This is a genomic window from Janthinobacterium tructae (genome assembly GCF_006517255.1).
Taxonomy (GTDB): Bacteria; Pseudomonadota; Gammaproteobacteria; order Burkholderiales; family Burkholderiaceae_D; genus Janthinobacterium; species Janthinobacterium tructae.
The window spans coordinates 5,952,330-5,970,321 of sequence record NZ_CP041185.1 but is presented as its reverse complement, the minus strand read 5'-3'; the positions used below and the strand labels follow the sequence as shown (position 1 = coordinate 5,970,321).

Genomic DNA, 17,992 nt, shown 5'->3' with positions numbered 1-17,992 from the left:
CATTCGTGCCTCGCACCGGGGACAGGGACGGGGCTTAGAACACCTATCAAAACCTACTGCGCGTCGTAATTTGCGGTCTGCGATGCTCACTGTACCTTCGTACAGTTGCGCTTCTCAAGCCAACGGGGGCGCCGAGCCTTCCTTCCGCTCGCTACGGTTTTGTTAGCTGTTTTTAGTTACGCGCCAGTTGCGCAGGCGTAGCGTAACACGGAGGTTCGTTACATCACACCAGCCCCAGCTCCACCGGCTTGACGCCGGCAAACACGTGTTCGAGTTGCGCCGGCGTCAAACCGAAGGTGCGGCGCAGCAAGCCGCCCAGCACGGCGCGATATTCATTGAGCACGGGCATGTCGCGGTTCTGGAACAGGTTCGCCTGTGAAATCGCCACCTGCTCGCCCGCCACCTGCTTGCCCTTGATCGCGCCACCGAGCACCCAGAACACGCTACCGTGGCCGTGGTCCGTGCCGCGGTTGCCGTTTTCGCGGAAGGTGCGGCCAAATTCGCTGACCACCACCACCACGGTATTGCGCCATGCGCTGCCCATTTCCTGCGAAAACGCGGCCAGGCCCCGCCCCAGCTCGTCGAAGCGCCCCGCCAGATAGCCGTTGGCGCCGCCCTGCCCCACATGCGTATCCCAGCCGCCCACGTCGACGAAACCGATATTGTATTTATCCTTCATCAAGCGGGCGATGCGCTGCGCTTCCAGCTCAAAGCCGCGGGTACTGATGGCGTTGCGGTTGGCCGCCTGCATCTCTCCCGTCAATTCCTTCGTCACATCGTCGCGCACGGCAAAACCCGCGCTGACCGGTTGCTGCAAGGGTGTGCCCTTGTACATGGCGGCGATGAGCTGGCTTTGACGCGCATCGATGCCCGACTTGCCCACCGAGCGCAGCCCCATGTTCGGCACTTGCACGCCGCCCTGGAAGATCAGGGGCAGCTGGTCGGTGAAGGAAATGGCGTGCTTGCCCTGATTGGCATTCAGGCTTTGCGCCAGCCGGTTCAAAAAGCCCGAGCGGAAATCGCGCCGCCCGCCAATCTCCTGCCCCAGTTCGATGCTGTCCTGCGTCTCGAAATGGCTGCGCGTCAAATCCGTCGTGCCCGCAAATGGAATGAAGGCCGCCTCGCCGCCGTTGAACATGGGGTAGATGGTCTCGCGCAAGGCTGGGTGCAAGGCCCAGTCCGCATTCAGGGCCAGCGCACCGTTGTCCGCACCGGGTTTTGCAATGGCGATATTCGGCCGCGATGCATAGTAAAAATCGCTGCCGACCGGCACCAGCAGGTTGTTCGCGTCATAGCCGCCGCGCAAAAAGACGAACAACAGCCGGGCATTCGTGGCGGGTGCGGCCAGCAAGCTGCCCGCATGCGACAGCAAGGGCGCGGCGGCCAGGGCTTTCAACAGGTCACGACGGTGCATGGCAATCCTCCGGTTTCAACTTAGCGGTGCATCATTTCGGGGGAAGAAAGAAGAAATGTATTCCATTCCTGCGGTGAAGTGGCCTGTTCCAGGGCCTGGCGCGTGGCCGGACTCAAGGTCGGCTGCAACGACTGGTAATACAGGGCGCTGGACAGCTGGGGAAACGCCACTTTTTCCTGCGGCTGCGGGCCCTCCGTCTTGAACAGGCCGGCGCTGCCCGAACCGATGGTACGGGCGATATCGAAACGCGTCGTCATCTGGCCGGGGCTGGCCCAGGACGCATCCGTCATGGGATAGCCATCGGGCGTCTGGCGTCCGTACAGGGGCTGGCCCATGCGCGAAAGCCAGTTCAGCATGGGGCCCGCGTTGAGGATGGGCTTGTCGTCATAGCTGAGACGCACGGCCGACACCACATAATGCATGGGGTCCTTGAATTTCTTGCCCAGCGATTGCCTGAATTCGGGACTGTTGAACATGGTCTGCAGCACATCGGCGATCATGCCGTCGCTTTTCTGGAAGGTGGCGGCCATGCGCGCCACCAGCGGCTCTGGCGGATTGTCGCTGACGAAATACTGGGCCAGCTTGCCGCTGATGAAATGCGCGGTGGCGGGACTGCGGCTGAGGCGATCCAGCGCTTCGTCGAGTTCGGCCAGCCCCCTGCCCTTCACCGTTTGCCCGAGGAATTGCTTGTCGCCGTAATCGTGGCGGTTCGGGTTGAATTCGAACAAGCCCCGGCGCACGTATTGCGATTGCAAGGCCGGTTTCACCTTCGGGGTATCCCCTCCCAGGTTGACGCCCACGCCGGTCAGGATGCGCGCCAGTTCCTGCACGTCAGCCTGGCTGTAGCCGCCGTTGACGCCCAGGGTGTGCAGTTCCATCAGTTCGCGCGCATAGTTTTCATTGATGCGCTTGACGGCGTTGGCTTCATTGTCCAGGTAGCGCAGCATGGCGGGATGGTGGACGGTCGCGCCCAGCAAGTCGCGAAATTTCCCCAGGGCATGCGGAGCGATGGCGTTCGCCTCGTAATCGCCGACCATGGCGCGCAAATTGTGCTTGCCCTGGTGCACGCTGAAATGGTTGAGCCAGAACCAGCTCAACTGCTGCTGCAGCTGCTGAGTCGAATACACGTCCAGCAACAGCGAACGCGTGGCCGCCTCGCGCGCCAGGCGGTTGAGTTCCTGCTGGTAATCCTTTTGCGCCTGCTGCTTCGCCATGTCGTCCATGACGGCGGCCGACTCCTTGCGCTTTTGCTCCATCGACATCACCAACTGATCGAGCGGCACCTGGCTGATCGTCATGGCGTCGATCTGTGCCTGCACGGCGGGCGGCAGGCTGGTTTTGCCTGGGTGCAACTGCGCCTGCAGATAAGCGCTCCAGCCTTCCTTTTGTAACTGGCGCACGCTGCCGCCATTCACGCCCCAGCTGACCCGTTCCAGCATGGCGATGCCTTGCGCGGCATTGTCGGGCGCGGCGGCGGCATGCTGCGCGGCCGGCGGCGCCGTCGCGGCGCAGCCGGCCAGCAACAGCAGGCACATCAAGGTCGTCGGCAACAGTCGGTTCGGGTTCATGGCCATCCTTCAAGCGATTTCATGCACAATGCCTGAGGGTACGCCCAGGTTGACCCGCGCATGATTGCGATTTGCAACGAGTTGTAATCAGTAATGTCATTTGAATCATTGCGCACACTTGTCGCGCAGGAAATCGCGCAGCTGCAGCACCAGCGGCGTCACTTGCGCCCGGTGCATGCACAGCAGCTGCAAAGGCGCGGCCTCGCCCGCCACCTCGGGCAGCAGCACCTGCAGGCGGCCGGCCGCCACGTCGCCGGCAACGTCGAGCCGCGATTTATAGGCGATGCCCAGGCCCGCCACGGCCCAGCGCCGCACCAGCTCGGCATCGTCGGCGCTGCGGTTGCCGCTCACTGGCACGGTGACTTGCTCGCGCTGCGGCAGGCGATAAAAGGTCCAGCGGTCGTGCAAGCCATCTTCCAGCGCAAAGCGCAGGCAATTGCGCTGCGACAAGTCTTCCAGCGCCAGCAGGGGGCCATGCGCGCGCAGGTAAGCGGGCGAAGCCACCAGCACGCGATCGTTGGCAGGCGCGATGGGCATGGCGACCATGCTCGAATCGTCCTGCTGCCCGTAACGCAAGGCAATGTCTACTTGCTGGCGCACCATGTCGGCCACCCGGTCGCTGACGCTGAGCTGGTACTGCAACTTGGGATGGCGCAACTGGAATTCATCCAGCCATCCCAGCATCAGGTTGCGGCCCAGGTCGGACGGCATGGCAATTTTCAAGGTTCCGCCGAAACTGTCCTTGCCGGCCAGCAGCGCGTCGTGGCCCGCGCGCAGCAGGCGCAAGGCTTCGCGCGCATGTTCCAGGTATTGCGTGCCTTCCGCCGTCAGGCTCAGCGAACGCGTCGTGCGGGTCAGCAGGCGCAAGCCCAGCTCCCCTTCCAGGCGCTTGACGGCGGCGCTGGCCAGCGCGGGCGAAATGCCGATCTCGCGCGCGGCCGCCGACAGGCTGCCCCGGTCGGCCGTACGGACAAATACCTGCAAGTCATCGAGTCGCAGCAATTTTCAGCATTCCTTTGAAAGTGTTTCGCTACGCGCCCTCTTTTTCCCGGACGCGAAAGCAACCATCATACGTCATCACCTCCCCACTCTAGCCCAAGGATAATCATGAAAGCCATCGCCTACCACCACAGCCTGCCCATCACGGATGCCGACGCCCTGCTCGACATCGAGCTGCCCACGCCCGTCGCCACGGGGCGCGACCTGCTCGTCGCCGTGCACGCCATCTCCGTCAACCCCGTCGACGCCAAGGTGCGCAAGAACCGCGCGCCGAAAGAGGGCCAGCCGGAAGTGCTGGGCTGGGATGCGGCCGGCGTCGTCACCGCCGTCGGCCCCGACGTCACCCTGTTCCAGGTGGGCGACAAGGTCTGGTACGCGGGCGCCATCAACCGCCCCGGCAGCAACAGCGAATTCCAGCTGGTCGACGAGCGCATCGTCGGCCACATGCCCGCCAGCCTCGATTTCGCCCCGGCCGCCGCCCTGCCGCTCACGGCGATTACGGCCTGGGAATTGCTGTTCGACCGCCTGCAGCTCAGCCGCGACAAGAGTCTGACGGGCAAGTCGCTTCTCGTGATCGGCGCGGCCGGCGGCGTCGGTTCCGTGCTGGTGCAGCTGGCGCGGCAATTGACGGGCGTCACCATCATCGGCACGGCCTCGCGCGCCGAAACGGCCGACTGGGTCAAGGAACTGGGCGCCCACCATGTGATCGACCACAGCCTGCCTCTGGCGCAGGAAATCACGCGCCTGGGCTTGCCGCCCGTCGATTACGTGATCAGCCTGAACCAGACGGACAAGCATTTCGAGCAAATCGTGGAACTGATCGCGCCACAAGGCAAGTTCGCCCTGATCGACGACCCCGAGCACATCGACGTGCGCAAGTTCAAGGGCAAGAGCGTGTCGCTGCACTGGGAACTGATGTTTACCCGTTCGCTGTTCCAGACGGCCGACATGGTCCAGCAGCATGAACTGCTGGAAGAACTGGCGCAGCTCGTGGATGCGGGCATCATCAAGACCACCCTGGCCGAGCGCTTCGGCACGATCAATGCGGCGAATCTGAAGCGCGCGCATGCCCTGCTGGAAAGCAACACCGCCAAGGGCAAGATCGTGCTGGAAAATTTTAATTAATCAGGTAATCAGGATGGCCCGGAAATCATTGACATTCGTCAAGGTCGGGCCAGTGATCACGCTATCTCCCAGCGCCTGGAAGAAGCCGTGGCCATCGTTGTTGTCGAGGCTGTCGCGGGGCCGGATAGCCAGGTCCCAGGCGCGCTGCAGGGTGTCCGGCGCCAGAACCGCGCCGGCGATGTCTTCCTGGCCGTCGACGCCATCCGTATCGCCCGCCAGCGCGTGGATGCCTTCGTGCCCATCGAGCGCGATGCCCAGCGCCAGCAGGAATTCCACATTGCGCCCGCCGCGCCCGTTGCCGCGCACGGTGACCGTCGTTTCACCGCCCGACAGCAGCACGCACGGTGCGGGAAACGGCTGGCCCCGCATGACCGTTTGCAGCGCGATGCCAGCCATGACTTTGCCCACGTCGCGCGCCTCGCCTTCCAGGCTGTCGCCCAATATATACGGCGTGACGCCGGCCACGCGCGCCACGGCTGCCGCCGCCTCCAGCGCCATCTGCGGCGTGGCGATCAGGGTCGTGCGCGTGCGCGCCAGGCGCGGGTCGTCGGGCTTCACGGATTCGCCGCGCCCGCTTTCCAGCACCGCGCGCAGGCTGTCCGGCAAGTCCATGCCGTAGCGGCGTACGATGGCCAGCGCGTCCTCGCAGGTGGTGGCGTCGCCTACCGTGGGGCCGGAAGCGATATCGCCCAGCTTGTCGCCGGGCACATCGGAAATGGCCAAAGTGATGACTTGGGCCGGATGGCAGGCGGCCGCCAGGCGCCCGCCCTTGATGGCGGACAAATGGCGGCGCACGCAATTCATTTCGCCGATGGTGGCGCCCGAGGCCAGCAGCGCCCGGTTCAAGGCTTGCTTGTCTTCCAGGCTGATGCCGTCCAGCGGCAAGGCCAGCAGCGACGAGCCGCCGCCCGAGATCAAACACAGCACCGTATCGTCCGCCTGCAAGTTGGCGACCAGCTCCAGCATGCGCTGCGCGGCCTGCATGCCGGCCGCGTCCGGCACGGGGTGCGACGCTTCCACGATCTCGATGCGCTCACATGGCACGGCGTAACCGTAGCGCGTCACCACCAGTCCGGACAGAGGACCCGGCCAATGCTGTTCCACGGCTTGCGCCATGGCGGCCGACGCCTTGCCGGCGCCGATGACGATCAGCCGCCCCTTGGGCGCAGCCGGCAGATGGGGCGGTATGCAGTGCGATGGCTGGGCCGCTTCGATGGCGGCCTGAAACATGGCTTGCAGCAAGGCGCGCGGCGCTGGGGTGGTCGTCATGGTGTTTCCTCCGGTATCCGAACCCGATCATAGCAGGGACGGCGCCGCCCGGAGGCTACAATGGCGGCTTGATCACGAACAGGAATGCAATGAGCGACGCCATCGAATGGACCAGTCTTGCCCGCACTTTCGGGCTGTTTACCGTCACGGCCGTGGCCGAACTGCTGGGCTGCTACCTGCCCATGCTGTGGCTGAGCAACAAGGGCAGCGTGTGGCTGCTGTTGCCGGCCGCCATCAGCCTCTTGATCTTCGTGTGGCTGCTGACCTTGCATCCAGCCGCCAGCGGCAGGGTGTATGCCACGTATGGCGCCATCTATATCGCCACGGCGCTGGGATGGCTGTGGCTGGTGGACGGCATCACGCCCGCCTGGACGGATATCACCGGCGTGGCCCTGGCCCTGGCCGGCGCCGCTGTCATTGCCATGGGGCACAAGACGGCTTGACGTGCATCAGGCACCGTGCGCGCGGAAGTTCGTTTCCGCCGACCACACGGCGCTGGCGCGGGCCAGCAACACGGCTTCGCCATCGGCCAGCCAGTCGTCCGCGTCGGCGATCTTCCACATGGCTTGCAGCAGCTTGCGGCGCAAGTCCGGATCATCGATTTCATCGAGCAGGCTGTCGATCACGCCATTGGCCAGTTGCACGGCGCCATGCACGGTCGAGGTCAGCATGTCGTCGCACAGGTCTTGCAGCAGCTGTTGAAAAGCGGCCGGCGCCAGGTCGATATGCTCGAGGATCTTGCTGCGGTGCATCGCTTGCAGCTCGGCACTGGCCAGGTTGCCGTCGACCACCATCATCAGGGCCAGAATACGTCCCGCTGCCTGGGGACTGTTCGCTTCATAGGTACGCATGATTTTCTACTCTTTCTATTAGTCAATTAAAAGGCGCGCCACCGCCAGGCGGGGCGCGCTGTACTGCATTTACTTCTTGTCGCTGCGGGTGATGAACACGCTCGCCACGCAGCTCGATACGATCAGCACTGCCACCACCAGCAACGAAGCTTCCACCGGCACGTGGTACCACGGCATGATCAGCATCTTGGCGCCGATGAACACCAGCACCATCGCCAGGCCATACTTGAGCATGTGAAAGCGGTCAGCCACATCCACCAGCAGGAAGTACAGGGCACGCAAGCCCATGATGGCGAACAGGTTCGACGTGAAGACGATGAACGGGTCCGTCGTGATGGCGAAAATCGCCGGGATCGAATCGACCGCGAACACCAGGTCCGTCACCTCGATCAGGATCAGCACCAGGAACAGCGGCGTGACGTAACGCAAACCGCCCTTTGCCACGAAGAAACGCTCGCCATGGTCGCCATCGGCTACCCGCAAGTGGCGGCGGGCAAAGCGCAGCACCGGGTTGTTCGCCACGTCCGGCTCTGAGTCGGCCGCCACCAGCATGCGCATGCCGGTAATCAACAGGAAGGCGCCAAACAGGTACAGCACCCAGCTGAACTCGCTTACCACCCATGCACCGGCCATGATCATCACGGCACGCATGACGATCGCGCCCAGCACGCCATAAATCAACACTCGGCGCTGGTACTGGATCGGCACCTGGAAGGCGCTGAAGATCAGCAGGAAGACGAACACGTTATCGACCGACAGCGCTTTCTCGATCAGGTAGCCGGAGAAAAATTCCAGCGCCTTCTGATTGGCGATCTCGGGTCCGGCCGTGCCGTTCAGATACCACCACAGGCCACCGTTGAACAGCAGGGCCAGGCTGACCCACACCAGCGACCACGTCGCCGCTTCCTTGACGCTGACCTTGTGCGCCTTGTTGCCGCCGAACACGAACAAGTCCAGCGCCAGCATCACCAGAACAAAGGCGATGAAGCCGGCCCACATGGGTGCCGTTGCAATACTCTCCAGGCCGTTCATCGGTGGCCTCCGCAACTGTCTGTTTCTATCCTGATGCCCATGGCACTCTCCTTGCATGAATTGAGCAGCCATCATAGTCTGAATATAAACATCGAACAAATCGAATATAATTGACGAATACATCGAAAAACTCGATGTATTCGCTTTAGGGAAAAGCATGTCGACACTCAACTTCAAGCACTTGCGCTATTTCTGGATGGTGGCCAAGACGGGCAGCATCGCGCGCGCGGCCGAACAGCTGCACCTGACGCCGCAATCGATTTCCGGACAGCTCAGCGAATTTGCCGACACCCTGGGCGTGGAACTGTTCCGCCGCAGCGGGCGCCAGCTGGAATTGACGGACACGGGCCGGCGCATCCTCAGCCATGCCGAAAGCATTTTCAGCACGGGCGATGAATTGCTGGAAATCGTGCGCGACCAGTCGCGCACGGCGACGACGACGTTTCGCGTGGGCTGCGCCGATTCCGTCTCGAAACTGATCGCCTGCCGCCTGGTCGAACCGGCGCTCAGCCTGGCCGAACCGCTGCGCATCATTTGCCGCGAAGGCCGGCTGGCCAGCCTGCTGGCGGACCTGGCCGTGCACCGGCTCGACCTGATCATGGCGGACCGCCCCATGCCCGCCCATTTGAGCGTGCGCGGTTTTAACCATTTGCTCGGCGAAAGCGGCATGACCCTGTTCGGCACGCCAGCGCTGGCCGCCACCCTGAGCGGGGGCTTCCCCGAATGCCTGGACGGCGCGCCGCTGCTGCTGCCGGGCGAAGACTTCGCCATTTACGGGCGCTTGCTGCAGTGGCTCGGCGACAACCATCTGCACCCGCGCATCGTGGGCGAGTTCGACGACAGCGCCATGATGAAGGCCTTCGGCCAGTCCGGCGCGGGCCTGTTCTTTGCGCCGACCGTTATCGCGCCCCAGGTATGCGAGCAATATGCCGTGGTGGCCTTGGGGCGGGTCGACAGCCTGGTCGAGCAAGTGTATGCCATCACCACCGAACGGCGCCTGAGTCACCCCGCCACCATCGCCATCAGCCAGAGCGCGCGGCACGAGCTGTTCGTGTAGCAGTTCTACAACTGACGTTCCACAATTAAAACCCCGCAAATACATTTGAACAAATACATCTATATAATGACAAGTCTTCCCGACGCCCTGCGCGCCCCTTCCCGGACTTGCCGCAATGAAGCACTTGCACGACATCCCCTCTGCCTTCAAGCATGAATTTGCCAACCCGCGCCTGTGGTGGTCGCGCGCCGTCGTCGTCGGCATGGCCGCCATCGCGGGCCTCGTCGTCGTGGGCTTTACGTGGCTGGCGGAGGAAGCCCTGGACCTGTTTCTCTTTTTTAACGGCAAAGCCTGGTGGTTCGCCCTGCTGTGGACACCGGCCTGCGCCGCCCTGCTGGTCTGGCTGACGCGCCGCTACGCCATCGGTGCGGCCGGCTCCGGCATCCCGCAAGTGATGGCCACCCTGGATCCGGCCGTGGCACCGGAACAGCGTTCGCTGTTCGTGTCCCTGAAACTGAGTGCCGCGAAAATCGTCCTGACGGCGGGCGGCTTGCTGGGGGGACTCTCGCTGGGGCGCGAAGGACCGTCCGTGCAAATCGCCGCCGGCGTGATGCTGGCCGCGCGCCGCCTGCTGCCGCGTCATTCGCAGGTGAGCGCCCATTCCCTGCTGGTGGCCGGTGGCGCGGCCGGCATCGCGGCCGCCTTCAACACGCCGCTGGCGGGCGTCATGTTTGCCATCGAAGAATTGTCGCGTTCACCCGAGCAGCGCAACAGCGGGCTCATCGTCGCTGGCATCGTGCTGGCCGGCATGATGGCCGTCTCGATCCACGGCAACGCCACCCATTTCGGCATCATCCATCCTGGCCCCATCGGCTTGGCCTTGGCCCTGCCAGGTTTACTGGTCACCTTGGTCGCCGGTGTGGCCGGCGGCCTGTTCGCCCGGCTGCTATTGGCGTCCGCCCGCGGCAACCCGCTGGGCAAATTGTCTGCATGGAGAAAGGGCCGTCCCGTGCTGTTCGCCGCCGTCTGCGGTTTGCTGGTGGCGGCCATCGGCATCGCCAGCCATGGCGCCACGTTCGGCAGCGGCACCGTGGCCACGCGCGCCATGCTGGAAGGTTCCAGCGATGCATCGCCCGCCTTTGTCGCTTTCAAGTATGTGGCGACATGGCTGACCGTGTGGTCGGGCGTGCCAGCCGGCATCTTTGCACCGTCGCTGGCCATCGGCGCCGGCATCGGCCACGATATCGCCGTGCTGCTGCACTACCCGTACGCACCGGCCCTGATCGCGCTGGGCATGGTGGGTTTCCTGGCCGCCGCCACGCAGGCGCCGCTGACGGCGTTTATCATTGTCATGGAAATGGTCGACGGCCACGGCATGGTGCTGAGCCTGATGGCCTGCGCCGTGGTGGCCAGCACCGTCTCGCGCGTGCTCAGCGAACCACTGTACGGGGCGCTGGCGCAACTGCAGCTGCAACGGCTGCCGGCGCCGCCCAACTAAAAATGGCTGCAGGGGCGCAGCAAGCTGCCGTCCTGCCATGCGCAGACGGTACGCGTGCCATCCTCGCCCCATCGGCGCTCCAGGCCGTGCTTGCGCCCGTCGACATACTCCACGGCATGCAGCGGCGTGCCATCGTCGCGCCAGCTTTGCGTGCTCAGCATGACGCCATCCTCGAACAGGTTTTTCTGGTCCAGCTGGCCATTTGCGAAATACAGCAGCGACCAGCCCTGCGGCTTGCCATGCAGGAAATTGAGGCGCGACTTTTCGCGGCCGTCCGGCCACCAGGTCTGGTGCAGGCCGTTGCGCTGGCCTTCCAGATACGGCCCCCGCTCGGCCAGCCGACCGTTCGGATGAAACGCTTGCGCCTCGCCCGACAGCACGCCATCGGCAAAATGCGCGCGGTTGCTGATCTGGCCCTGCTCGTCAAAGCTCAGGTACTCACCATCGGCGGGCTGGCCCGCCTGGTAGCGCATTTCACGACTCAGCTGGCCATTCGCATGATAATGGCTGTGCAAGCCTTCGTACTCGCCGTCGCGGTAAGCCTTGCGGCTCTTCACCGCACCGTTTGCATGGTATTCGACGTTCACGCCGTCGAAATCGCCCTCCCCGTTGCGCTCTTCCAGCAGGGCCAGCCGGCCATCGGCGAAATACACGCTGCGCTGGTAGGCGTAGCGCGGCGACGCCACGTCGGCACTCAGCAACCAGGCATCCATGTGCAGCTTGCCTGGCGGCTGCGCGAAATACAGCTGCCAATGCCAGGCCTGGCGGGCCGCATCATGGCGCAGCGGCGCGCGCTGCTCGTACATGGCTGCAGCGGGCGCGGCGGGCTGACGCTCCGCGTCGACATACAGGGTCGCGGGCAACGCTTCGGCAGGCAAGGCCGGGGTGGCAAGGGAAGAAGAACTGGCCAGGACGGCGGCCAGCAAAACGGAATTGATTATTTTCAATGCATGCTTTCATCAACGCTGCGACAGCGCCGATGATAATGGCAAGCGGGGCGCTCCAGCCACACGCTTGCCTTGGGATTACATGGTGAAAGGAAACGGCTGCATACCCGCCTGGCGGTCGTCTGGGGCGACCACGGCCAGCAAGGCGTTCAAGCCCTGGTTCAGGTGCGCCAGGCTGTCGGGGTCCAGCTGGGCCAGCGCACTGGGCAGCAAGCCGCGCGCCGGCTGCGGCGCGCCGGCGATCACGGCCTGGCCCTCCGCCGTCAGGGTGAGCGTGACCACGCGTTGGTCGGGCTGGTCGCGCGCCTTGCGTACATAGGCTTTTTTCACCAGCGCGTCGACCAGGTTGCTGGCCGTCGTCTGATGGATCGACATCTTGCCGGCCAGTTCGCCCATGCGCAGGCCTGGGCGCTCCAGCAATTCCTGCATCACCCACAATTGCGCGCCCGATACGCCGCATTGTTTCTCGATCTGCGCCGAGTGCCGCTGCGCCGCGCGCATGACGACGCGCATGTTTTGCAAGGCCAGGCCTTGTGCCCGGGCCACCGCCGAACCTTCCGCTTCCACCACCATTGCCTCCAGTTATCCTGCCGGCGTCACGCCTGCTGGCGGGCCGGAATCCCTGCATGATACCTGTAAAGGCGCTGCAAAGGCAGGTAGACTCCTAGTGCATGGAGGCTGGCTCGCCAGCTTGCCACGCCTGTTCTAGCACCAGCTTGCCGGCCTGGTCCCAGTGGCGCTCGATGCCGTGCTTCTTGCCGTGTTCGTACGGCACGATCTGCCGCAGGCTGCCATCGCTGTACCAGGTCTGCAGCAAGCCGTGGCGCTGGCCTTCGACAAACGGGGTCACGCTGGCGCGCACGCCGTTCGCATGCCAGTCCGTCGTATCGCCATGGTCGCGCCCCTGCGCGTCCTTCTGCCAGGCAAACACGGGCCGGCCATTCGGCCCCCACGTTTGCAAGCTGAGCACGGCGCCCTTCTGGTACAGCGTCTTGTTCGACACGACGCCATTGCCATGGCTTTCAAACGACCAGCCGTCGGGCTGGCCGTGCACCCAGACGGTTCTGGCCAGCACACTGCCATCCTGGGCAACCGTGACAAACTCGCCCTCGCGCTTGCCATCGACGAACTGTCCCCGCTGGAACAGCTTGCCATCGGCATAAAACGATTCCTGCACGCCATGCATCTCGCCATTGCGTCGATACGAGCGGCTGCTGACGGCGCCATTCGCGCCATATGACACTTGCTCGCCATCGGCCATCTCGTCGCCGTGATACAGCGTCTTGTGCGCCAGCTGGCCATTCTCGTGATACGTTTCCGAGATGCTGTCGCGCCCGTTCGGCAACGCAGTCACCCGCTGCTGGACCTGGCCATTCTCGAAGTACACGCTGCCGCCGAGCAGCTCCTCGCCCTGGGCATTGAAGTAGGTTTCGCGCAGCAGCTGGCCATTCTCGTAGTAGTACTTGCGAAAACGCACGAACCTGACCTGGCTCAAGTCCAGATCCGTGGCATAGGTTTCAAAGGCCAGCACGCCTGGCGTGTCGGGAAATTCGAGCCGCACATGCCAGGCGCCCAGCGCCTCGTCGCGCACGGGCGGCGTGCGCAGTGCATACACGGCGCGGCGCTGATTGCTCGGCATGAAATTTTCATCCAGATACATGGTCTGCTGTTCCTCCTGTAGCGTTGGCGTTTGTGCCGCTGCCAGTTCCTGTGCCGCCAGCGGCAAGGCCGCACCCAGCGCGGCGGCCAGCAGCCAGCGCAGCGTTTGTTGATTCTTCATGTTGCTCCATTGATCATGTTGCTTTGCGGCCACCATCATAAAGGCAAGCGCCGTTCGCCATGGGTACGATTGCCGCCCCATGAAAAAAGGCCGGAACGGACCTGCTGGTCCGGTTCCGGCCTGGCGGATGCGCTGGTGCGCCAGGCGTCAGCCCACGCCATTCTTGACGGGAGACAATTGGCTCGCATGCAGCCGCGCATACGCGCCGCCCTGCTGCAGCAAGGCGGCATGGCTGCCCGATTCCACCAGGCGCCCGCCCTGCATGACGACGATGCGGTCGGCGCTTTCGATGGTCGACAAACGGTGCGCGATGACGATGGTGGTGCGGTTGCGCATCAGCACTTCCAGCGCCGCCTGCACCTGTCGCTCCGACTCCGTGTCCAGCGCGCTGGTCGCTTCGTCGAGCAGCAGAATCGGCGCGTCCTTGTACAGGGCGCGCGCGATGGCCAGGCGCTGGCGTTGTCCGCCCGACAGGCGCGAACCGTTCTGCCCCGCCTGCGTCGCGTAACCTTGCGGCAACTGCATGATGAAGTCATGCGCGTAGGCGGCGCGCGCCGACGCTTCGACTCTGTCCTGGTCCGGGGCCGGGTCGCCATACGCGATATTCGCCGCCATGGTGTCGTTGAACAAAATCACATCCTGGCTGACGAGGGCGAACTGGCGCCGCAGGGCCAGCAAGGCGTAGTCGCGCAGGTCGACGCCGTCGAGCAGGATCTGGCCGCCGCTGACATCGTAGAAGCGCGGCAGCAAACCCAGCAGGGTCGTCTTGCCGCCGCCGGAGCCGCCCACCAGGGCCACCGTTTCGCCGGCGCGGATGTCGAGCGTGATCTCGCTCAAGGCCGTGGGCGCATCGGGATCGTCGCTGTTGTAGCGGAAGTGGACGTTTTGCAGCGACAGATTGCCCTGCACGGCCGCCGGGGCCACAGTCCCCGGGTCCGGCTCCAGCGGGGTGTCGATCAGGCCGAAGACGGATTCGGCCGCCGCCAGACCCCGCTGCAGCGGCTCATTGATTTTGGTTAAATTCTTGATCGGCGACTGCATCGCCATCAGCGCACCCATGAAGGCGACGAAGGCGCCCGGCGTGATGGCGCCGCTTTGCGCGCGCAGCATGGCAAAGTAAATCACGGAAGACAGGGTAATGCCGACGAGCATCATGATGAAGCCGGAATTCATGGCCGAGGTGGCGGCATGCTTGACGGCCAGCTGGCGGTTGCGCTTGACCACGTCGACGAAGCGCGCCTGTTCATAGTCTTGCCCGCCGAAGATCTTCACCACGCGCTGGCCGGCGATGCTTTCGTCCAGCACGGACGTCAGCTCGCCCACGGCTTGCTGCGAACTCTTGCTCAGGTGGCGCATGCGGCGTCCCGCCAGGGTCACGACGATGGCCACGATGGGCATCGAGGCCATACAGAAAAGGGCCAGTTTCACATCGATGCTGAACAGCAAAATCAGATAGCCAATGGTGGCGACGGAGTCGCGCACCATCACATTGAGCACGTTCAAGCCCGCCTGCGACACCTGGCTGGCGTCGAAGGCCACGCGCGACTGCGTCAGACTGGTGGTGGTGGTATCGAAGAAGCGACTGGGCAGGCGCATGATGGTGGCGAACATTTTTTCGCGCAAATCAGCCTGCACCCGGCTCGATAGCCATACGGAACCGTAATCGCCGGCAAAGCTGGACACCATGCGCAGCACGGCCAGGCCGAGGATGGTGGCGGGAATCACCCACAAGTCCACCTGCCCAGCCTGTGCCGGCAGGAAACGGTCAACCCAGCCCTGCAGCATGCCCATCACGCCGGACACGGGCGCCACCTGCTCGCTGGCCGTCGTGCGCATGGCATCGACGACGTTTTGCAACTGGCGGATTAACAATACATCGGTGGCGGACGCCACGCCCACGGCCAGCAAGGTGGCGGCAACGATGGCGCCATAGCGGCGAAACTGGCCGGCCAAGCGGAAGAACAGGAGGCGACTTTGCTGCATGTAGTTGGGAAGAGTGAGGGTAAAGCGTGATTCTAACCGCTGCCAGACTTACCTAGACGAAAGTCGCACCTTGCCGGTGCAGAACCGGCAAGGGCAATGCACGGGCAATCAGCTCTTCGCCACTTTCCAGGCGGCCGTGCCGGCTTTGCAGACTTTCAGCTTGAGGGTTTGTTCCTGGCCCTTGGCGCTCAAGCCCACCTGCACCTTGCGGCAGGTTTGCGCGTCCGTCTTTTGCGTGTCGCTGGCCGTGATCTCGGCGGCGATGCGCACGGAATTGCGCAAGCCTTCATTGCTCCATTGCACGGTTTCGCCATCCTTCTTGTCATTGAGTACGTCGGCGACGGCTTTCACGAAGACGGGCTTGTCGTTTTTGTTCAGGTAAGCCATCGGCGTATCGGCCAGGAAACCCAGGCCGACGGCGGAAGCGGAAGCGCTGAAGACGACGCTACCGAAGATCAGGGCGGACAGCAATGTGGCGGGACGAATACGCATGGAAAACTCCTTGTAAAGTAAAGAATAGAGACAGGACCGGGAACCGCCGGGGCGGCCCTTAGCCGGGATCGGCCGGCGAAATACCCACGGCCAGCAAGGCATCGATGCTGGGCACGAAATAGATCGCCGACGACAGCGGCGTGGAAAAATCCAGCAGCCTGTCCGTCTTGCTGACGCCATCATAGCCTACGCCATACATTTGCCGCAGCATGCCCACGGTCACCGTGATATCGCGGCAGAAACCGACAAACATGACGCCCGCCTCGCCGGCATGCAACTGGTCAGTTTTTGCCGCCGCGACGGCTTCGTCGACTACACGGCTGGCGACATGCCACCACAGTGACGGAGGAAACACGGTGCAAGCTTACCGTCTGGCAAGCCGATGCTACATTCTTTGCCGTAAAGCAAGTGCACGCTTGACTTGCCGACGCTGCGGGCTTTCAATGGCAATAGTTTCCTATTGTTAACTTTGCCTGCTGCCAGTCTCCTGCTGCGGCAGCGATGAAAGGATGGCGGCGATGGCACTGGCACAAGAGCAGCATCTGATGGATACGTGGCAAACGCGCGGCTTGAAACCGCGCGCCTGCGACTGCGGCGGCACCATCTTTACCATCCTGCACCAGCGGGTGATGGCCGACATGCGGCGCCGGCAATTTCTCGGCGGCGCGGCCGCCATGCTGGCGCCCTTCGTCGGCCTCGGCCTGTCCACCGGCAACGCCATTGCCCAGCAGCCCAAGACCTCCGAACGCCCCCTGCTGCTGACCAATCTGCGCCTGTTCGACGGCACGGGCAAGGCGCCCCGTTCCGGTGTTAATGTGCTGGTGACGGGGGCAAGCATTACCGCCCTGCTGCCGGCCGGCGAGAAAGTCGAGGGCGCGCAAGTGATCGATTGCCAGGGCAAGCTGGTCATGCCGGGCTTGATCGACGCCCACTGGCACACCATGCTGGCCGCCATCAACCAGGTGACGGCCATGACGTCGGATGTCGGCTATCTGTACCTGGTGGCGGCGCAGGAAGCGCGGCGCACCTTGCTGCGGGGGTTCACGTCCGTGCGCGATCCTGGCGGCCCCGCCTTTGCCTTACAACGCGCCATCGATGAAGGCATCGTCGACGGTCCCCGCATCTTCCCGTCCGGCGCCATGATTTCGCAAACCTCGGGCCATGGCGACTTCCGTTTGCGCTCGGAGATCCCGCGCGCGGCGAATGCACCGCTGGGCATGGCAGAAACGGCGGGCATGGCCATGATCGCCGATGGCGAGGCGGAAGTGCTGCGCCGCGTGCGCGAGCAGCTGATGCTGGGTGCGACACAAGTCAAGATGATGGCCGGCGGCGGCGTCGCGTCGATGTACGACCCGCTCGACAGCACGCAGTATTCGGAACGCGAACTGCGCGCGGGCGTGGAAGCGGCCGCCGACTGGGGCACGTATGTGATGGCCCATGTGTACACGCCGAAAGGCATACAGCGCGCCATCCGCGCGGGCGTGCGCAGCATCGAGCACGGCCAGCTGGCCGATGACGAATCCGCGCGCATGATGCGCGACGCGGGCACATGGTGGAGCCTGCAACCGTTCCTGCAGGATGCGGATGCGAACGTCTACCCCGATGCGGCGCGCAAGGCCAGCCAGGCCATCGTTTCGGAAGGCACGGTGAAGGCGTATGCGCTGGCGCAAAAGTACGGCATCAAGACGGGCTGGGGCACGGATATCCTGTTCAACGCGAAAAACACGCCCACGCAGGGCCGGCAATTGGCCAAACTCACGCGCTTTTACGATCCCCTGACCTTGCTGGCGCAGGCGACGGGGCAGAATGGACAATTGCTGGCCCTGTCCGGCCAGCGCGCGCCCTACCCGGGCGCCCTGGGCCGCCTGGCGGCAGGCGCCCTGGCCGACTTGCTGGTGGCCGAGGGCGACCCGACGAAAAACCTCGATTTCCTCGCGCATCCCGAGGAAAGCCTGCTGCTGATCATGAAAAACGGCCGCATCTACAAGGACAAATTGAGCGTGCCGCTGGCAGGCTGAGGCCAGCAGCGTTGGCAAG

17 protein-coding genes are annotated in these 17,992 nt (G+C 64.0%); 5 read left to right on the top strand and 12 right to left on the bottom strand.

Translation table 11 applies throughout. From position 1 onward, the window contains the following. Positions 1–223: 223 nt before the first annotated feature. The 3 genes from FJQ89_RS26410 to FJQ89_RS26400 form a co-directional block, all read right to left on the bottom strand. Positions 224–1,414, bottom strand: coding sequence for a DUF1501 domain-containing protein (locus tag FJQ89_RS26410; RefSeq protein WP_141172332.1), 1,191 nt, complete (start codon positions 1,412–1,414; stop codon positions 224–226). Between the two features lie 20 nt (positions 1,415–1,434). Continuing rightward, positions 1,435–2,982: a DUF1800 domain-containing protein gene (locus tag FJQ89_RS26405; RefSeq protein ID WP_141172331.1), complete on the bottom strand. Its 1,548-nt coding sequence runs from the start codon at positions 2,980–2,982 to the stop codon at positions 1,435–1,437. Positions 2,983–3,087: 105 nt separating this feature from the next. Beyond that, entirely contained in the window at positions 3,088–3,984 is an 897-nt protein-coding gene (locus FJQ89_RS26400; RefSeq protein WP_141172330.1) for a LysR family transcriptional regulator, read from the bottom strand. A gap of 105 nt (positions 3,985–4,089) precedes the next feature. On the opposite strand from FJQ89_RS26400, the gene FJQ89_RS26395 reads away from it, so the two are divergent. Beyond that, positions 4,090–5,106 carry a zinc-binding alcohol dehydrogenase family protein gene (locus tag FJQ89_RS26395; RefSeq protein WP_141172329.1) on the top strand — a complete coding sequence of 339 codons (1,017 nt, stop codon included), beginning with the start codon at positions 4,090–4,092 and terminating at the stop codon, positions 5,104–5,106. Here FJQ89_RS26395 and FJQ89_RS26390 read toward each other — a convergent pair whose 3' ends face one another. Beyond that, positions 5,107–6,375, bottom strand: coding sequence for a glycerate kinase type-2 family protein (locus FJQ89_RS26390; protein WP_141172328.1), 1,269 nt, complete (start codon positions 6,373–6,375; stop codon positions 5,107–5,109). A gap of 89 nt (positions 6,376–6,464) precedes the next feature. On the opposite strand from FJQ89_RS26390, the gene FJQ89_RS26385 reads away from it, so the two are divergent. Then, positions 6,465–6,818: a YnfA family protein gene (locus FJQ89_RS26385; protein ID WP_141172327.1), complete on the top strand. Its 354-nt coding sequence runs from the start codon at positions 6,465–6,467 to the stop codon at positions 6,816–6,818. Positions 6,819–6,824: 6 nt separating this feature from the next. On the opposite strand, the gene FJQ89_RS26380 is transcribed toward FJQ89_RS26385, so the two are convergent. After that, on the bottom strand, positions 6,825–7,226 hold the full coding sequence (locus FJQ89_RS26380) for a tellurite resistance TerB family protein (protein ID WP_096234556.1): 402 nt from the start codon (positions 7,224–7,226) through the stop codon (positions 6,825–6,827). 69 nt (positions 7,227–7,295) lie between these two features. Further along, positions 7,296–8,258 carry a TerC family protein gene (locus FJQ89_RS26375; RefSeq protein WP_141172326.1) on the bottom strand — a complete coding sequence of 321 codons (963 nt, stop codon included), beginning with the start codon at positions 8,256–8,258 and terminating at the stop codon, positions 7,296–7,298. Positions 8,259–8,415: 157 nt separating this feature from the next. Here FJQ89_RS26375 and nhaR point away from each other — a divergent pair, with 157 nt between their 5' ends. Both nhaR and FJQ89_RS26365 read left to right on the top strand, forming a co-directional pair. Beyond that, positions 8,416–9,315, top strand: a complete 900-nt coding sequence (gene nhaR / locus FJQ89_RS26370) for a transcriptional activator NhaR (RefSeq protein ID WP_141172325.1) — start codon at positions 8,416–8,418, stop codon at positions 9,313–9,315. 115 nt (positions 9,316–9,430) lie between these two features. Next, positions 9,431–10,753 carry a chloride channel protein gene (locus FJQ89_RS26365; RefSeq protein WP_141172324.1) on the top strand — a complete coding sequence of 441 codons (1,323 nt, stop codon included), beginning with the start codon at positions 9,431–9,433 and terminating at the stop codon, positions 10,751–10,753. On the opposite strand, the gene FJQ89_RS26360 is transcribed toward FJQ89_RS26365, so the two are convergent. From FJQ89_RS26360 to FJQ89_RS26335, 6 genes are all read right to left on the bottom strand, one after another. Next, entirely contained in the window at positions 10,750–11,700 is a 951-nt protein-coding gene (locus FJQ89_RS26360; protein ID WP_141172323.1) for a toxin-antitoxin system YwqK family antitoxin, read from the bottom strand. The genes FJQ89_RS26365 and FJQ89_RS26360 overlap by 4 nt on opposite strands. A 78-nt stretch (positions 11,701–11,778) precedes the next feature. Then, positions 11,779–12,273 carry a MarR family winged helix-turn-helix transcriptional regulator gene (locus tag FJQ89_RS26355; RefSeq protein ID WP_141172322.1) on the bottom strand — a complete coding sequence of 165 codons (495 nt, stop codon included), beginning with the start codon at positions 12,271–12,273 and terminating at the stop codon, positions 11,779–11,781. A 91-nt stretch (positions 12,274–12,364) separates the two neighbouring features. After that, entirely contained in the window at positions 12,365–13,480 is a 1,116-nt protein-coding gene (locus FJQ89_RS26350; RefSeq protein WP_168208529.1) for a toxin-antitoxin system YwqK family antitoxin, read from the bottom strand. Between the two features lie 147 nt (positions 13,481–13,627). Further along, the gene (gene msbA, locus FJQ89_RS26345) at positions 13,628–15,463 is read right to left on the bottom strand and encodes a lipid A export permease/ATP-binding protein MsbA (protein ID WP_141172320.1); all 1,836 of its coding nucleotides are present in this window, start codon (positions 15,461–15,463) and stop codon (positions 13,628–13,630) included. A gap of 108 nt (positions 15,464–15,571) precedes the next feature. Further along, complete coding sequence (locus FJQ89_RS26340; protein WP_141172319.1) at positions 15,572–15,955, bottom strand: hypothetical protein; 384 nt, start codon at positions 15,953–15,955, stop codon at positions 15,572–15,574. A 58-nt stretch (positions 15,956–16,013) separates the two neighbouring features. Next, positions 16,014–16,310 carry a Dyp-type peroxidase domain-containing protein gene (locus FJQ89_RS26335; RefSeq protein WP_141172318.1) on the bottom strand — a complete coding sequence of 99 codons (297 nt, stop codon included), beginning with the start codon at positions 16,308–16,310 and terminating at the stop codon, positions 16,014–16,016. A gap of 163 nt (positions 16,311–16,473) precedes the next feature. Here FJQ89_RS26335 and FJQ89_RS26330 point away from each other — a divergent pair, with 163 nt between their 5' ends. Then, a complete protein-coding gene (locus FJQ89_RS26330) occupies positions 16,474–17,973 on the top strand; it encodes a metal-dependent hydrolase family protein (protein ID WP_243136283.1) in 1,500 nt (499 codons plus the stop codon). The last annotated feature ends 19 nt before the right edge of the window (positions 17,974–17,992 follow it).